Raw genomic sequence first — 16,541 nt, 5'->3', positions numbered from 1 at the left:
CCTAGTTAAATCCTGGTTTTCCCAATAACTTAAACATCTGTGTCTTATATTCTTCTACACCTGGTTGATTAAATGGATTAACTCCCAATAAATATCCTGAAACGCTTACAGAAATTTCGAAAAAGTATAAAAGCTCTGCTAAGTTTTCTTCATCTATTCTATCCAAAACTATACTTATGTTTGGAACTTCTCCCTTAACATGGGCAGTTCTTGTTCCTTCTGTAGCTTTTTTATTTACATAGTCTAAAGTTTTACCTGCAATGTAATTTAATCCATCAAGATTTTGTTCATCAAATGGTATTTCAATATCATCCGTAGGATTTTCCACTTCAATAACCGTTTCAAATATATTTCTCTTGCCCTCTTGAATAAGTTGGCCCATTGAATGTAAATCAGTAGTGAAGTCTACGCTTGCTGGAAAAATTCCCTTGCCATCTTTCCCTTCAGATTCTCCGAATAACTGTTTCCACCATGCGGAGATATATGTTAGAGAAGGTTCATAATTTACAAGTATTTCAATATCCTTATTGTTTTCGTTATGAAGAAGATATCTTATTAGTGCGTACTTAATGGCAGGGTTCTCTTTTGCATTCACAACTGTAAAAAGCTCTTGTCCCTTTTTAAAGCCATCTAAAAGTCTATCAATGTCAACACCTTTTGCAGCCAGTGGAAGTAACCCAACTGGACTTATTACAGAAAATCTTCCTCCAATATCGTCGGGAACAACAAAGGTTTCATATCCCTCTTGTAGACTAAGCTTCTTTAAAGCACCTTTTTCTCTATCGGTTGTAACATAAATTCTATTTTTAGCCTCTTCTCCATACTTTTCTTCAAGTTCTCTTTGTAAAATTCTAAAGGCAATTGCAGGCTCTGTAGTAGTTCCAGATTTTGAAATTACATTTATACAATATTCCTTATCCTTTAAAAACTTAACCAATTCATTTAAATAGGTTGAGCTTAGATGGTGACCTGCATATATGAGTTTGAACTCATCATCAGCTTCAAAGTAAGGTTTTAAAGAGTTTTCAACAGCCTTTGTACCAAGATATGAACCACCTATTCCAATTACAACTAGAAAGTTTGCCTTTTTTCTTATATCTTTTGCTGCCTTTTTTATTTTATTTAATTCTTCTTCTGGATAGCTTTTAGGAAGTTCAACCCATCCCAAAAAGTCTGACCCTTCTGAGTTCTTATTTAGAACTTTTTCTAAATTTTCTTCACCTTGTCTATAGTATTTTTCCAGCTCATTTAAATCATAAGCCTTTGAAAAATCAAATTTAATCGCCATTTTCGTCCTCTTTTCTTTCAACTAAAAGTATCGCTATATCGTCTTCTTGCCTTCCCCATCTATACCCAGAAACTTCGTTTACAATTTTATCTAAGATGTTTTCAGGATTTTTTGATGCAAGTTCAATCAGTCTATCTGTTCCATAAAACTCACCAAAGTAATCTTTAGTTTCAGTTATTCCATCTGTATAAAACAATATTTTTTCACCGAGCTTTAAATCGATAATGTTTTCCGAATAATTTCCCTTTGAAGTTATTAGTGAGATTGGAAGACCTGTTCCCTTTAGCTTTTCAACTTCCCCTTCTTTGTTTATCTTTAAAGGTATTGCATTATGCCCTGCATTTGCATAGCTAAAGGTTCCCTTTTTCTTGTCAAAAACCCCATAAAAAATTGTAAAGTATTTACTATCTTCAAGATTTAATTCTCCAAATCTTCTTATTAGGGATCTTAAAACAATATCGGGAGTATATCCTGATATGGAACTTCTAGCAATATGGTATCTTACAGACTGCCTTACAAACATTGTAAGTATTGATGCGGATATACCATGGGCCACCACGTCTGCAATATAGATTGCAGTCTTTGTATCGTCAATAGGTATTACATCAAACATATCTCCAGAAAGATACTCTGAAGGGATGTATTTATAACTTATATCAAGGCCTCTATGATCTCCAACTTCTGGAAGAAGACACTTTTGAATTTTCCTTGCATCGTTTAATTCCTTTTGAGTATTTTGAGTAATCTTTTGATATCTCTTTATGGCAATGGACTCCATCGTCACATTTCTAAAGGTTTCAATAATTGCAATTGGTTCATTATCATCCTTGACAATTGAGCTCTTCACCATAAACTCTTCTAAACCTATAACAATATTTCTTGTATTTTGTCCCAGTCCATTAAAATCTTCAAGAACCGTTCCTGGTATAACATCTTTGTCCCTACCCGTTTCAAGGCAGTTTTTCCCAATCTGATCTCCAACCATTTTAATCATCTGTAAATTTTGAAATAAGATATTTCCCTGAATATCAATTATTCTAATCCAATCTGAGAGATAATCAAAAACTCTAAGCTTTTCTTCAGAAAAAATTATCTCTAATTTCTTTAACATTTAATCACCTTGCCTTGGAGGTCTTGGTCCATAGTACTGATAGTAACAGGTTTTAATTCTACCATTGTAAAGTTTTCGCTTTCTATCAGCTTTTTTACCAACCAGCTTTTCATAATTCTCGTAGGATGTAATTAAATAAATGGACCATGTTTTTAATTCTTTAAACTTTCTATTAAAATCTTTATAAAGTTTTTCAACCTCTTTTAACTCTCCCATCCTCTCACCATAGGGAGGATTTGTTATAACAACTCCGAAATTATCTTCTAAATCAACCTTTCTCATATCCTTCATGAAAAACTGAATATCTTCATTAACGCCAATCATCTCTGCATTATCCCTGGCCCTTAATATAGATCTCTTATCTATATCTGAACCTAGTAGATGAAGTTTTACATCATGATCTATTTCACTTAAACATTTTATCCTAACTTCTTTATATATTTTTTCTCCCACATAGGGAAACTTTTCAGAGGCAAAGTTTCTGTCTATGCCGGGAGCAATATTTTTACCTATCATTGCCGCTTCAATTAGTATGGTACCTGAGCCACAGAAAGGGTCATAAAGAGTCCTTGATGGATTCCAATATGAAAGTAAAACCATGGCTGCAGCTAATGTTTCCTTTAATGGAGCATCCCCTGCTCTTCCACGATATCCCCTCTTATGAAGCCCTTCCCCTGAAGTATCTAAAGTTATTGTTGCAATATCTTTTAATAAAGACACTTCCAGCTTATACATATCTCCAGTCTCTTCAAACCAATCCACTTTGTAAACTGATTTCAATTTTTCTACAATCGCCTTCTTGCAAATACTCTGGCAATCGGAGATGGAAAAAAGTTTTGATTTTATGGATTTGCCTTCTACGGGAAACTTTGCATCTACACCGATGTACTCTTGCCAAGGTAGTGCATATGTCTTGTCAAATAGCTCTTCAAAGCTTAAGGCTTTAAACTCTCCAACTTTAATAAGAACTCTTTCGCCACATCTTATCTTCATATTTATTGTGGCAATATCCCTTGCATCTCCCTGTAACTCAACTTTTCCGTCGGAAACTTTTAAATTGTCATATCCCATATCTAATAATTCTCTTTTAACAACAGCTTCCAATCCGAAAGTTGTCGTAACAATTAATTCATATAATTTTCCACTCATGAAATCATTTACACTCTCCTACACTAAATTATAACCTATAGCATGAATAATTAACAGAAGTTTACGAAAAAATGTTCAATCTTTTAATTATCGTTATTTTTTTTCATTTTTGAAGAATTTTAAAATCTTTTCAAATTTGTTTAAATTATTACAAGAGTGGTATATATGAAGTGTATTAAATTAAAGGGGGATTTAAATGAGTAAAATTACTGAATTATACCAAACAGCTGATTGGAAAAACGAAAAACACGTTCCTGCTATAACTTCACCTGAAAAGGTTAAAAGCGGAGAACTTTTTAATGTAGAGGTTTGTGTAGGTAAAGAAATTGCACATCCTAACACAATGGAACATTACATTGCATGGATTAAATTATATTACCTTCCAAAAGATTCTAACAAAGCAGTTGAAATTGCAGATGCAAAATTCTCAGCACATGGCGAAGGAGATGCTTTCACTGAACCATCTCTTAAAACATCTGTTAAGTTAAACAAATGTGGTAAGCTAATTGCAACTTCATATTGCAATATTCACGGTCTATGGACTTCTGAAGTTGATATTACAGTTGAAGGTTAAATTTAAAAAATAAAAAGAGCTCGAGTAAAACTCTTGCTCTTTTTTTAATTTCTATTTTTTTCCATAGGTTATATAGTAAGGGGTTGCTATTATTAGCCCACCAACAATATTTCCTAAAGTTACAATTAATAATCTTGATATAACTGCTCCAATTGAAATATTAGCTCCTAAAAAGATTGCTTGAGGAAAATAATACATATTTGCAACACAGTGTTCGAAGCCTAAAAATACAAAAATGAATACCGGAAATGCGGATAGGAAAAACTTAGATATTCCATCCTTGCCCGCCGCTGCAGTCCAAACTGATAGACATACTAAAATATTACATAATACCCCTCTAAAAAATGCAGTTCCCAAGTCTAGACTCGCTTTTTTTGTTGCCAAGTTTTGGAAATATTCCAATGCATTTTCAGGAAACACTTTGCTTACTGTCATTAGCCATGCAAAAAATATTGAACCGATTAAATTAAATATCCAAACCTTACACCAGTTTACTAAAACTTGCTTTCCTGTAATATCTTTTGAATATAGTCCAATGGATATAAGAATATTGCCTGTAAAAAGTTCCGCTCCTGCAACCAATACGGAAACAATTCCTATTGTGAAGATTGCACTTCCCAATAACTTTACTGCAAGTGGTGACATTCCATCTCCTAACATTGATACCAGCGATGAAGCTGCTCCACCAATTGCTATGAACATTCCTGCAAGCAGTCCCATCATCAAAGTTTTTACTGTGGTATTTGAGGTCTTAGAAACAGATAAATTCCTATTAATCTCAACCATTTCAGCAGGACTGTTGATATTACTTGCCATTACATTACCCCCTCTGAATTTTAAATTAAAGTACTAATCTAAATAGATTATAATGATATAGTATCATATAATTTAGTATTTTACCATACTAAAATACCCTCGAGTAATATCGAGGGTATTTTTTATTACATTTCATTTTCACAATCTAAAATCAAATCTAAGAATGATCTTACATGAACTGGAAGAGTTACCTTCTTATTCCAGCATGCATATAGATTTCTATATCTTTCTTTACTTTCAGTTAGTGGTATGGCAATAATAGATCCGTCTTCTATCATATCTTCTACAGCTATTTTGGAGAAGAAAGATGTTCCTACTCCTTGTCCAACCAATTTTTTCACTAACATATCATCATTAACTGTTAAAACTACATCCAATTGATCATGATTTACACCAACTTCACTTGCAATAGCGTCCATCTTATTTCTAATTCCAGAGCCTTCTTCTCTTGAGATCATAGGTTGTCTAACTAGCTCTCTTATTGTAGGCTTTGACTCTTTCAACTTTCTATAGTAGTCATTATTTGGGCAGATAAATACAAATTCATCTTCGAAAATAGGTGCAAAGTCACAATTTTCATCGTCTTTTTTCATTCCAACTATTCCTAAGTCTACCATATAGTCGGAAACTTTTTTAATAGTTTGAACACTATTAGTTTCTTTAATCACTACAGAGATGTTTGGAAACTCTCTTCTGTATTTAAGCAATACCTTTGGAAGAATATGTGATGCAGGAATTTTGGAAACCCCAACAATAATCTTGTTTTGATTCTTCTCTCCAAATTTTTCCATTACTCTGTCTCTTTTTGTCAATAGATTCTTAGCTTCTTTGTAAAGCAACGTTCCAGCTTCAGTTACCTTTAGTTCTCTTGTGGATCTAATGAACAAAGCTGTATCTAACTCTTCTTCTAATTGTTTTATCTGCAAACTTACTGTTGGTTGAGATATACCAAGTTCCTTTGCAGCAATAGAGAAGCTTTCGTTTTGTACAAGGGCTACAAAAATCTCCAATTGTTTAAAGTCCATATTAATCCTCCCTTTATTATCAGGTTAAATTAATCAACGCTTTTTAAAAAATCGGCAATAATTCTTTTACAATTTTAAGCGACTATAGGTCGCTTAAAATATGTAACAACTCAAATAAACTAAACTAGGTTAATAAGATAATGAATATTATCATTCTTTATTTACAATTATATTTTACTATAGACGGCAATATTATGCAATACTTTTTAACAATTATTAATATTGTCGTGAAAGTTGTTAGTATAAAATTTATTTTAATAAATTAAAAAGGGGCATTACGCCCCTCATTTTATAAAATTTCAATTCTTTCAATTATGTCGTATAAAAAGTCTTCTTTTAGTTCATATATTTTTCCGCTCTCTGTTGCTTTAGAGATTTCTGTATTTACTGGAACTTTTGAGAAAGTTGTGATATTTAATTCTTTAGAAATTTTTTCAATTTTGCTTTCTCCAAAAACTGAAATCTCTTCGTTACAGCAAGGGCACTTTAAATATGACATATTTTCAACAAGACCAAGTACTGGAACATTCATAAGCTTTGCCATTTTAATTGCCTTTTTTACAATTATTTCAACAAGTTCATTTGGTGTTGTAACAACCACAATTCCATCTATTGGAAGTGATTGAAATATAGTTAGTGGTACATCACCTGTTCCCGGTGGCAAGTCTATGAATAAATAATCTAGTTCTTCCCATAGTACTTCTTGATAAAATTGTTTTATAACTCCAGCAACAACTGGACCTCTCCATACTACAGGATCGGTTTCATTTTCTAAAAGTAAATTTATGGACATTACTTTTATATCATTCTTAGTTATAACTGGATAAATTTTTCCTTCCTCGTTTGAAGTCGCATTGCCTTTTAAGCCAAAGTACTTTGGAATACTTGGTCCGGTAATATCACCGTCCATAACTCCAACCTTGTAACCCTTTCTTGCCATTTCGCTAGCAAGCATTGAAGTTACTAGTGACTTTCCAACTCCTCCCTTTCCTGAAACAACTCCTATGATTTTTTTAATTTTTGTTGTTTCGTAAGGATTTATCTTAAAATCAACAGGATTTTGCGCATGACCACATCCAGATGAGTGGCTGCATCCTGAACATCCTCCACTATTACAATTAGACATAATTACCCCCTTCTTTTTTATATTATTAAATTTGAGTCCATATGTCAAAATTTTCATAAAAAAGGACCGCCTAAGCGGCCCTCTATAATATTAATAACCTATATTATTGTTTATTTCAGCACTAATTGCCTTTTCTCCACCAACTAAATATGCATTGAATGGATTAAGTTTTAACTCATCAACAAATTTCTTTAAACTATCTGTATATGACTTTCCATCTACTAGTAGAATTGGTGCATTAACCTTATTCAAAAGTGATGATGCTGTTAATGCGTCAATGGAATATTGATCTGTTCCATTTGCAATGATTAATGAATTAATATAATCCTTTTCTGCTTGAAGCTTTTTACAAACTTCTTGTGAAGTTATATAACGGTTTGTTCCTTCAATTCTTAAACTGTTATTAAGTCCTAGTGAATTAACAGTTAGTTTACTTACAGAGCTATTTCCACCAATTACAACTGAAGTTTTAACTTCTAATCCGCTTAGAAATCTCTTTGCTTGAGCATTGTTCATGTTTGGTGATACAAGTAGTATTGGTGATTTTTTTAGAACTGCGTAAGGCGCTGCTGAAAGTGCGTCTGCATTTTGTCTACCATCAACTAAAATTACTTCTTTGTTATAGCCATGTTTTTCAATAAGCTCTTTAACAATTTTTTGTGAAGTTTCGTATCTATTATTTCCAGCTATTCTTTCTACTTTTAAAGTAGAGTTGTTACCTTTTAATTCATTAAATATCTTACTTGAAACTGAACCTTTTCCACCTACAACAACTATCTTCTTAAGGTTATCATTGTGAATATAGTCTAAGACTTCTTTGTTAATAGTATCAGTATCAACAAGTAAAATTGGAGCATTAAGTGCCTTTGCAAGTGGTCCTGCTGCAAGTGCGTCTGCAGAACCTTTTCTTCCATTTGCAACTATAACAGTTTCTGGTTTTTGGTTTACTTCTCTTGCAGTGTCTAATGCAGTTAAAAATCTATCTGTTCCAGAAAGTCTGTTAACGCTTCTGCTAGGTTTTAATTCAAATTCCCAATCATATTTTTCTGACATTGTGAATTCGTATGGTGATTTTATAGCTTTTCCATCTTTATAAATTACAAAATTGTTATCGTAACCTGTAAAATCTAATTTGTTTTTGGTTCCTTTAAATACGGAAATGTCTTTACCAAGTTCAATTGGATATCCATTTAGTTTAACTTTTAATTTATTAAGTTGTATCTTAGGTCCTGTTACTTTAACTTTTAAGTTAAAAGTATCTCTTTGAATAGTAATACTTGCAGTATTATCTTTTTGCTTAATGATAAAAGAAAAATCTTTTGCATCATTTTTGCCAATGCCAGCATCAGTATTTATTGATGAGCCAAGATATTTATAAAATTTATTTCCTATTGTGAAATCTACTTTTTGACTATTTGCTCCAACTCCATATAACTTTATTTCAGAAGAATCAACTTTAGATGTAATTTTATCTCCAAATGACCATTTTAATTCAAGATCTTTTAATATTTCATCTATTTTGTTTTTGTTAGTATATTCTATTTCGTTTAAAGTTATTTTAGTTATCTTTACTACAGGATATTCTCTTTCATTAGTAACCTTTGGAGCTTCTGTAGCTTCCTTTTTTTCAGTTGCCTTTGGAGCTTCTGTAGCTTCTGTAACTCCCGTAGTCTGTGTTCCTTCATTCTTTTTTGCTTCTTCTGCCATTGCAATACTAGGCAATAAGAAAGAAAAAGCTAAAAGAAAGCTCAAAACTATTTTGTTAAATTTTTTCATTATATTCCACATCCCCTTCTATATTTTCTTCAGGTTCATAATGCACTATTGATACAAACTTACCAGTTGAGTCTTTAATACGCCTAAGTTTTTTCTCAAACTCTGGTCTTTCTAGCCATATTGCCTTATTACAACCCTGACATTCCAATTTAATATCCATACCAGTGCGAAGTATCTTCCAATTATTTTCGCCACATGGATGTCCTTTTTTTAAAGTTATAATATCTCCAACTTTATACTTCATTGGTACCACCTTATAAATTAGAACTCTTGTAATTTTCACAAAGCTCTAAAAATCTTTTTCTAATTTGAAGTTCCAACCAATATTGTTCACCTGGTTTTGCCCAACCTACAACGGTTATTTTTATATTGTCAAAGTTACCCACTCCAGTTATTCCGTAGATATATGGTTTTACCGTTACATTTTTATTTTTACCTAACTCATCTCCCAATATCTCCACAACTTTTGTACAATCTTCAATAGACAATCCTTTAGGTATGGTCATTTCCACAAGAGCCCTTTGGTTTGATCTGGACATATTCTTTACAGTTTGTATTGAACCATTGGCAATGTTTGTAATAGAGCCATCAAAGCCTCTTATCTTTGTTGTCCTCATTCCAAATTGTTCAACAACTCCTGAAATTGTTCCATTTATTAAAACATTGTCTCCTATTCCATATTGGTCTTCTATTAGTGCAAACAGTCCGGATATAAAGTCCCTTACTATAAACTGAGATCCAAAACCGATGGCAACCCCACCTATTCCGGCAACACCAACGGTTAAGCTCCTACCAACTTTAAAAACTTCAAGTATTTGTAGCACTCCAAAAAAGTAAATTATATATCGTAAAGTGTTTTCTACTGCAGATGCTATGGTCTTGCCTTGGGTTGTCTCACCAATTACATTTTTAAACTTTTTAGTTTCTGCCATTAAAAATTTTTCAAAAACAAATCTTGTTACAACTTTTGCTAAAAACAATGTAATTAGGAATATTAAAATACTTACTGCAAACTTCCCAAATATATTAAGGTCCTTTGTGCCATCAATATAGAAAAATGTTTTTAATTGTAAATAAAGCTCTCGAAGCTGAGTCATTAATCTATCTTCTCCGCTTTATTTCCAGCACCATCTGCAGTGTACTCCCAAATATGAGCTATAGGTAGGCTATCTTTATATCCTTTTACCTTTTCTAGGTCTTCCATACTCATTCTTATGGTAAGTCCACAGCTGTTGGATATTTCCCTTGGAGTTGGTATTGTCTTTATTTCAAAGCCATCTGCCTTTAACTTGCTCTCTGTCATCATCGTATGATTTACAGATTCAAATGTTAACATTAAGTACTTCATTATCTTATAATCACATTCTTATTAGGAGTTGAAATCTTTTCATAGATTGTGTACATATTTGAAATATCTCCTATTTGAAGTTTGTCCTTTAGGTTGTAGTAGTCAAGGCATGTTCCGCATGATACAATTTCTACACCTTCAGCTGCCATTGCCTTTAAGTCATCTAGAACTTCTGAACCTTCGCAAGTTAGAAAAACTCCCTTGTTATAGAATACAATTGTCTTTGGTAGTGGCTTTGTTTGAGAAACTGTATATACAAATGACTTAATAAGAATCTTTCCTAGTTCTTCATCTCCACCACCCATGGTGTTTGAAGTTATAGCTAGTGTGAAATCTTCTTCTGACGCTACTTCTGTAGCAACTGAGTCCTTTGACTTAACTATAGTTACAAGGAAGTCGTCTTCAGCAAACTTCTTGTAGTCAAACTCAAATCCTTGACCCTTTGCATATTTTTCAAGATTGTTTACACAAACTTGATTGTCAGCTTGAACTTCCACAGTTCCTTCAGTCATTTCGTCTAATTTTTGTTTAGTGATAATTACTGGTTTTGGACATAATAGTCCCTTTGCATTAATTTTTTCCATTTTCTACCTCCTAATTTTCAACACTTATTGAATTTGAATGTATAAAGAAAATGTCAGAAGAATTTACAATTACATCTTGCACTTCTTCAGTTTGAACAAAATCTTTTACCATTCCATTTTCATACATGGCAAAGCCCTTTGAATTATATAAGTAGACCTTGTCTTTTAATATAGCTAAGGAAGAAAAATCTCCCTTTAACTCCATTTTCTTTTGATTAATTAGGTTTAAATCATATACGCCTAATTTGTCATCTTCAAGAATAAAGATATTATTTTTGTAGGCACGTGCCGATTTAAAATCATTTATCTTTTTCTTTCCCAATATGACTTCATCTTTCATAACCCTTGCCTCAATATTTGACACCGTTAAAACATGTCCGTCTTGAAAGGCTTCGCTATAAAAGATTAGTTCATTCGGAAAGGTTACTACGGTTTCCTTTTTATCATTTAAATCTACACTATACATAAAAGAAATTACATTATTTTCTTCTTCATCTTTTTTGACAATTGATGTTATAATAGCTTTTTCATCACCCAAGTCATAAGTAATAATCCTTCCATTTATCTTTCCCTTGCAGATAATATTTTCTGAAGAATCGATAACTGCATATGAGTTCTTCCCAACTGCCAGCGCTCTATTATTTTTTATAACGCAGTCTTCAATTGGAAAATTTAATTTTTGACTTGCTTTAATCTTTCCTGACTTGTCCAAAAGATAAATATTCGCATTGCTATAATACACAATAAAATCTTTATCTCCTACGATGTTTCCACCTTTTAAAGGCAGGTTAATTCTCTTAATCTCCTTACCTTCTTTTGAGAAACTACCAATGTATCCATCTTTTAAAATAAAGACCTGTTTAGGTCCAATAACGATATTAGTGTAGTCACCTTCTATTGGAAGATTTGTAAAATTCTTTACATATCCTCCTCTTGTAAGAAAAAAAATGGCTAGTAGTAGGATTAAAGAGCATATGGAAGCTACTATTATCTTATTCTTAAAAATATTTTCAAATTTCATAATCTCACCATCTATATTTTACCATTAAATACTTCATTTTAATATTAGACGATGGAATTATTCCAAAATTCTACTTATTTATATACCCTTTATATTTATCTATAAACAAAAAGAGCCTTTGCAGGCTCGTTTTTAATATGTTTCTTTAAATACTTCGAAGTGACCTTGTGGATGATCACATGCAGGACAAACTTCTGGTGCAGATTTTCCTTCATGTATATATCCACAGTTATTACATTTCCATCTAACAACTTCGTCTTTTTCAAAAACTTTTCCTTCTTCGATATTCTTTAAAAGTTTTCTGTATCTAATTTCATGAGCTTCTTCAACTTCAGCTATTTCAGTCCAAACTCTAGCTATTTCGTCAAAGCCTTCTTCTTTTGCAATCTTTGCAAATTCAGGATACATTGCTGAAGCTTCTTCGTGTTCCCCTTCTGCTGCTTTACGAAGATTTTCTTTTGTGTCTCCTAAAAGTACAGGATATTCAGCATTAACATTTACAGCTTCATCCTTTAGACCACCTTCATTAAGAAATCTGAAAAATCTCTTAGCATGTTGGTCTTCATTGTGTGCAGTTTCTTCAAATATGTTTGATATTTGTACATATCCGTCTTTTTTTGCAGCCTTAGCATAATATTTGTATCTCATGCTCGCTTGTGATTCTCCAGCAAAAGATGCCATTAAATTAAGAGCTGTCTTAGTTCCTTTTAAATTCATAATTACCCCCTAAAAATATCTTACTATTAGATTGTATCTTTAATATTTTTTAAAGTCAAGTAATTTGTAATCATTACAATTTTATTGTAGAGTAATAATTTAAAATTTGGGTACAAATAAAACAATACTTTCACTATTGATAAAATACTTTGAAAAAGGAGGAGCTATGAACAAAAAGAAATTTTTAGCAGTTATAAATATAGCAGTTTTTATTTTTGTAATTGCACTAACTCTTCCAGGAAATAGAGTTTATAATAAAAATTCTAAAGAGGATGCTAAAAGTAAGGAAAAGAATTATATAAGTTCTGTAGAGTCCAAAGAAGAGTTTAATCACCTATCTTCTATGATTCAAAACAACTACGTAAACTATCCTTATTTAAGCACCGCTGGAAAGCTGGATATTAATGGATTAAACAAAAAGTATTCTAAAAAGCTCGAAGAAGATTTGAGTTTGCCAGAGTATAGAACTATTATAAAGTCTTACCTGAGTGAGTTTAAGGACGAAAACTTATATATCTTGGAATATGACAATTACTTAAACATTTACAATAACTACTCAAACAGAAATGATTCAACATTAAAAAACATAGTTAATAATCCAAAGGTAAAGGAAGTTTATTCTGAATTTAAAAAGGAAAACGAAGAAGTTAAAACCAATTCAAATTTAGTTCTTGATACTGCAGAAAATAAAGTTGCTGTTATTAGAGTAGATAACTTCAACAGCAAATATAAATTAGAAGACCAGAAAAAGATATTGGACTTTTTAAAAAAATCTAACTCATATCCATATGTGGCAATCGACATTAGAAAGAGTCATGGAAACTCCATGGACTATGCCATAGAAAATATTATTAAACCTCTTTCAAATAGCACTAATATGGCAGAGTTTAAAGTTCTCCAAAGGACAAAGGACTTTCCAAACGCCTTAAGGGATTTAAATATAATTTCTGGAATATCGGTTAACGAAGAATACTTAAACAGTAAAGGTGATATCAATTTACAAAAGGAAGAACAGCTTGATCAATTTCCATTCTATCAAAGCTATAGCTTTAAAGACATGGGCACAAATAAGGCCAACTTTAATGGCAAGGTTTTTGTAATACAGAGTAAAGAGACAACCGGTGCAGCAGACTTTATAAGTCAATTCACGAATAGGACCGGCTTCGGAAGAACAATAGGAACACTTACAAAGGGTGGTGGCATAGCGCCAATAAATTCAATTGTAGAGCTTCCAAAGTCACATCTACTATTGTCACTTCCATATAGCACTGGAGTAAACGAAGATGGATTCCTAAACAACTTAAACGGAACCTATCCTGAAATTGCGCTGGATGAAAACACAGATCCTATAAATTATATTTTAAATATGATTAACTAAAGCCAAGGTCTCCCTTGGCTTTTCATATTATATTACAATTCTCTTTTCTAAAATTTTTTTATCCTCATCAATTTTTTCTAAAAGCTCATTCTTTTCTTCATCAGTTAAATTCCCATTCATCAATAACTCTATAAGCTTACTTTGGTTATCAATAATATTTTTTTGAAGATTTCTTGTAAGTGTAAGATTTTTAGAAGCTATCTCCTTACTCTTCTTAACCTGTTCATTAAATTCATTTAGCTTCTCTTCAGCCATTAAATGAATATTTTCTCCCTCTTTAATAATTTTCTCCAACCTCTCTTTGACCTTCTTAGTTCTAAATTGAACATTTGGATATGCATCAATTATACGGCTGTAAAGTAAATTTTTATTTTTAAGAAGCTCCCTAACCTCTTTTGAAATGGCTTCACTACTATCAGCCTCACTATTTTCAACAACTTTTTTAAGAAGACTCATAATAAATCTTGAGAATATGTAGTCAGATAAAAACACCACCGACAATGTTCCAGAAACTATATAGATTGTCATTGGATTTAAAGTATCTATGAAAGCAAAAAAGATAGGATTTAAAATCCTTGTAATAATCATTCCTGCAAGTCCAAACAAAATAAGGTTCCCTATCCACACACGGCCATTTAGATTCATAGGCTTTTGAGAGTAATCCCACCATCTTGCGTGATACTTCTTTTCAAAAAAGTAAGATGTCAAATACTCAAGCAGGCCACAAAATACAAATGAAATTAAAAAACTCGTTCCGAAAGATGACTCCAGTGGTGCAAACATGTCATTTAAGAAAGTAGCAATGACAACTCCACTACCATATATTGGACAGTAGGGTCCAATTAAAAATCCTCTGTTTATAAACCTATGGTACTGTCTATACTTTAAAGTAACTTCTATAATCCATCCCAAAAATGAATACAAGAAGAAAAGCAAAACTAAATTATATAAATACTCCATAATATACCTCTACGATTACAATAAAAAAATTTAAAAGATTTGCATCTTCAATAAATTTTATCATAATGGCAGGTAGAGATACAATGTACTATTCGCATAACTTTTTTTATTTGATGCAGGAGCTAATCCATGTCCAAATGGTTACTACAGTTCTGGATAAAATTATTTCAACCTATTCTAGATTATTCGGTCCAAAGGCATTTGGAAGTAGTTCATTAAACTTAAACATACTATAATCGTCCACAGACCTTGCAACCACAACAATGGTTTCTTCACTTGCAAACTCATTTAAAAACTGTCTACATATACCACATGGAAAAGCCCAGTCCATTTCACCTTCATTAGAATCCACCTTGCCACCAACAATTGCAATAATTTTTATTAACCTTGCACCACTTGAACAGGCATTTGTCATGGCAGATCTTTCGGCACAAATCGTCCCTCCAATGGATGCATTTTCAATATTCGCGCCAACATAAATATTTCCATCTTCAGCCAATATACTTGCACCAACGGCGTAGTTTGAATATGGGCAGTATGAATTCTTTCTTACGTCCAATGCATTTTGAATTAATGTTTTAATTTTATCTTCCATTTTATTCTCCTGAGTATTCAAAAAGGGAGTCAATGACTCCCTTAAGTTTATGGTAATTTTCTTTGTTCATATGCTTTTAAAATAACTTCAACTGGCTTTCTAGCCTGTCTACCACAGATTAGCGGCTGTTTGTCTTCGTTAATAGCATTAACGAAATCTTTTAAAAGCGGTGTGTGTCCGTCGCCGTACACATTTTTTACCTCTGATGAATCTTTTTCATCAATAACTTCGCTTTCGTCTGCAAAATTCCATGTCTTTATTTCATTTACTGCAAGACCACCGATAACTGCTGTTCCTGTTTCTCCAAATATACTTAATGTCTCTTCTAAGTTCTTTGGATATACGCAAGCTGAGCCTTCTATTATACCAATGGATCCATTTTCGAATCTTAGTAGGATTGCACCAAAGTCTTCCATCTCGATATTTCTTAGGAAGGTTCCTCTTTCTGATTGAACTGAAACAACATCTGAGCCCATCATCCACAGTAACAAGTCTATGTTGTGGATACATTGATTCATAAGTGTTCCACCATCAAGTTTTTTAGTACCTCTCCAAGGTGCAAGATCGTAATAATGTTGGTCTCTTGTCCAAAGAATTCTCGCTGTTCCGTTAATAAGTCTACCAAATTTTCCTTCATCAATAGCTTTTCTAAGCTTTTGAATTGGTGGATTAAATCTATTTTGGTGACAAACACCAACTTTTAAATTCTTTTTATCCGCAAGTTCGTTTATCTTATCTATCTCTTCTAGTGTCATCGCCATAGGCTTTTCAATTAGAACGTGAACATCCTCTTCTAGACAGTGTAACGCAATATCTCCATGGTACCCTGATTCTGTACATATCATAGCAAAGTCAGGTTTAACCTTTTTTATCATTTCCATATAGTCTGTGAATACTTCCACATTTCTATCTGGAAAAGTTTCAGCGTATTGTTTTTGTTTTTCAATAGCTCTTTCTTCAATTACATCGCAAAGGCCTACTAATTCTGTATCGCTGTCGTTATCTATAATTGCTTGCACATGTCTATATGAAATTCTACCGCATCCTATGATAACGCCTTTTAACTTTTTCAA

General features: G+C 32.4%; 18 protein-coding genes. 2 read left to right on the top strand and 16 right to left on the bottom strand.

Annotated features, from left to right (window positions below):
* Nucleotide 1 precedes the first annotated feature (1 nt).
* From WKS98_RS05715 to WKS98_RS05705, 3 genes are read right to left on the bottom strand one after another with little or no spacing between them, the layout of a single operon-like run.
* Complete coding sequence (locus WKS98_RS05715; protein ID WP_498917705.1) at nucleotides 2–1,282, bottom strand: glucose-6-phosphate isomerase; 1,281 nt, start codon at nucleotides 1,280–1,282, stop codon at nucleotides 2–4.
* The gene (locus WKS98_RS05710) at nucleotides 1,278–2,399 is read right to left on the bottom strand and encodes a PP2C family protein-serine/threonine phosphatase (RefSeq protein WP_498917656.1); all 1,122 of its coding nucleotides are present in this window, start codon (nucleotides 2,397–2,399) and stop codon (nucleotides 1,278–1,280) included. Before WKS98_RS05710 ends, WKS98_RS05715 begins: the two co-directional genes overlap by 5 nt.
* Nucleotides 2,400–3,548, bottom strand: a complete 1,149-nt coding sequence (locus WKS98_RS05705) for a THUMP domain-containing class I SAM-dependent RNA methyltransferase (protein ID WP_498917654.1) — start codon at nucleotides 3,546–3,548, stop codon at nucleotides 2,400–2,402.
* A gap of 196 nt (nucleotides 3,549–3,744) precedes the next feature.
* Here WKS98_RS05705 and WKS98_RS05700 point away from each other — a divergent pair, with 196 nt between their 5' ends.
* A complete protein-coding gene (locus WKS98_RS05700; RefSeq protein WP_498917652.1) occupies nucleotides 3,745–4,122 on the top strand; it encodes a class II SORL domain-containing protein in 378 nt (125 codons plus the stop codon).
* A gap of 51 nt (nucleotides 4,123–4,173) precedes the next feature.
* On the opposite strand, the gene WKS98_RS05695 is transcribed toward WKS98_RS05700, so the two are convergent.
* The 10 genes from WKS98_RS05695 to rbr all read right to left on the bottom strand — a co-directional run bounded on the left by WKS98_RS05695 (nucleotide 4,174) and on the right by rbr (nucleotide 12,538).
* Nucleotides 4,174–4,938: a formate/nitrite transporter family protein gene (locus tag WKS98_RS05695; protein ID WP_498917651.1), complete on the bottom strand. Its 765-nt coding sequence runs from the start codon at nucleotides 4,936–4,938 to the stop codon at nucleotides 4,174–4,176.
* 125 nt (nucleotides 4,939–5,063) lie between these two features.
* Nucleotides 5,064–5,963, bottom strand: coding sequence for a selenium metabolism-associated LysR family transcriptional regulator (locus tag WKS98_RS05690; protein ID WP_498917650.1), 900 nt, complete (start codon nucleotides 5,961–5,963; stop codon nucleotides 5,064–5,066).
* 289 nt (nucleotides 5,964–6,252) lie between these two features.
* A complete protein-coding gene (locus tag WKS98_RS05685; protein ID WP_498917703.1) occupies nucleotides 6,253–7,092 on the bottom strand; it encodes a P-loop NTPase in 840 nt (279 codons plus the stop codon).
* 87 nt (nucleotides 7,093–7,179) lie between these two features.
* The gene (locus WKS98_RS05680) at nucleotides 7,180–8,865 is read right to left on the bottom strand and encodes a cell wall-binding repeat-containing protein (protein WP_498917648.1); all 1,686 of its coding nucleotides are present in this window, start codon (nucleotides 8,863–8,865) and stop codon (nucleotides 7,180–7,182) included.
* Nucleotides 8,852–9,109 carry a DUF951 domain-containing protein gene (locus WKS98_RS05675; protein ID WP_498917647.1) on the bottom strand — a complete coding sequence of 86 codons (258 nt, stop codon included), beginning with the start codon at nucleotides 9,107–9,109 and terminating at the stop codon, nucleotides 8,852–8,854. The genes WKS98_RS05680 and WKS98_RS05675 overlap by 14 nt, the downstream gene beginning before the upstream one ends.
* 10 nt (nucleotides 9,110–9,119) lie before the next feature.
* The gene (locus WKS98_RS05670) at nucleotides 9,120–9,962 is read right to left on the bottom strand and encodes a mechanosensitive ion channel family protein (protein WP_498917645.1); all 843 of its coding nucleotides are present in this window, start codon (nucleotides 9,960–9,962) and stop codon (nucleotides 9,120–9,122) included.
* Complete coding sequence (locus WKS98_RS05665) at nucleotides 9,962–10,213, bottom strand: putative Se/S carrier protein (RefSeq protein WP_498917643.1); 252 nt, start codon at nucleotides 10,211–10,213, stop codon at nucleotides 9,962–9,964. The genes WKS98_RS05670 and WKS98_RS05665 overlap by 1 nt, the downstream gene beginning before the upstream one ends.
* Nucleotides 10,213–10,797, bottom strand: a complete 585-nt coding sequence (gene yedF, locus WKS98_RS05660) for a sulfurtransferase-like selenium metabolism protein YedF (protein ID WP_498917641.1) — start codon at nucleotides 10,795–10,797, stop codon at nucleotides 10,213–10,215. The genes WKS98_RS05665 and yedF overlap by 1 nt, the downstream gene beginning before the upstream one ends.
* 10 nt (nucleotides 10,798–10,807) lie before the next feature.
* Complete coding sequence (locus tag WKS98_RS05655; RefSeq protein WP_498917640.1) at nucleotides 10,808–11,818, bottom strand: BTB/POZ domain-containing protein; 1,011 nt, start codon at nucleotides 11,816–11,818, stop codon at nucleotides 10,808–10,810.
* Between the two features lie 132 nt (nucleotides 11,819–11,950).
* Nucleotides 11,951–12,538: a rubrerythrin gene (gene rbr, locus WKS98_RS05650; protein ID WP_498917702.1), complete on the bottom strand. Its 588-nt coding sequence runs from the start codon at nucleotides 12,536–12,538 to the stop codon at nucleotides 11,951–11,953.
* Nucleotides 12,539–12,701: 163 nt separating this feature from the next.
* On the opposite strand from rbr, the gene WKS98_RS05645 reads away from it, so the two are divergent.
* Complete coding sequence (locus tag WKS98_RS05645; RefSeq protein WP_498917638.1) at nucleotides 12,702–13,913, top strand: S41 family peptidase; 1,212 nt, start codon at nucleotides 12,702–12,704, stop codon at nucleotides 13,911–13,913.
* Nucleotides 13,914–13,940: 27 nt separating this feature from the next.
* On the opposite strand, the gene WKS98_RS05640 is transcribed toward WKS98_RS05645, so the two are convergent.
* The 3 genes from WKS98_RS05640 to WKS98_RS05630 form a co-directional block, all read right to left on the bottom strand.
* Complete coding sequence (locus WKS98_RS05640; protein ID WP_498917637.1) at nucleotides 13,941–14,873, bottom strand: putative ABC transporter permease; 933 nt, start codon at nucleotides 14,871–14,873, stop codon at nucleotides 13,941–13,943.
* Between the two features lie 172 nt (nucleotides 14,874–15,045).
* Nucleotides 15,046–15,489, bottom strand: a complete 444-nt coding sequence (gene cdd, locus WKS98_RS05635) for a cytidine deaminase (protein WP_498917635.1) — start codon at nucleotides 15,487–15,489, stop codon at nucleotides 15,046–15,048.
* Nucleotides 15,490–15,515: 26 nt separating this feature from the next.
* The gene (locus WKS98_RS05630) at nucleotides 15,516–16,541 is read right to left on the bottom strand and encodes a Gfo/Idh/MocA family protein (protein WP_498917633.1); all 1,026 of its coding nucleotides are present in this window, start codon (nucleotides 16,539–16,541) and stop codon (nucleotides 15,516–15,518) included.

Source organism: Lagierella sp. ICN-221743, assembly GCF_037890055.1.
In the GTDB taxonomy this organism is placed as follows: domain Bacteria; phylum Bacillota; class Clostridia; order Tissierellales; family Peptoniphilaceae; genus Mediannikoviicoccus.
The sequence above is the reverse complement of the archived record's forward strand: the minus strand, read 5'-3'. Positions and strand labels throughout refer to the sequence as shown.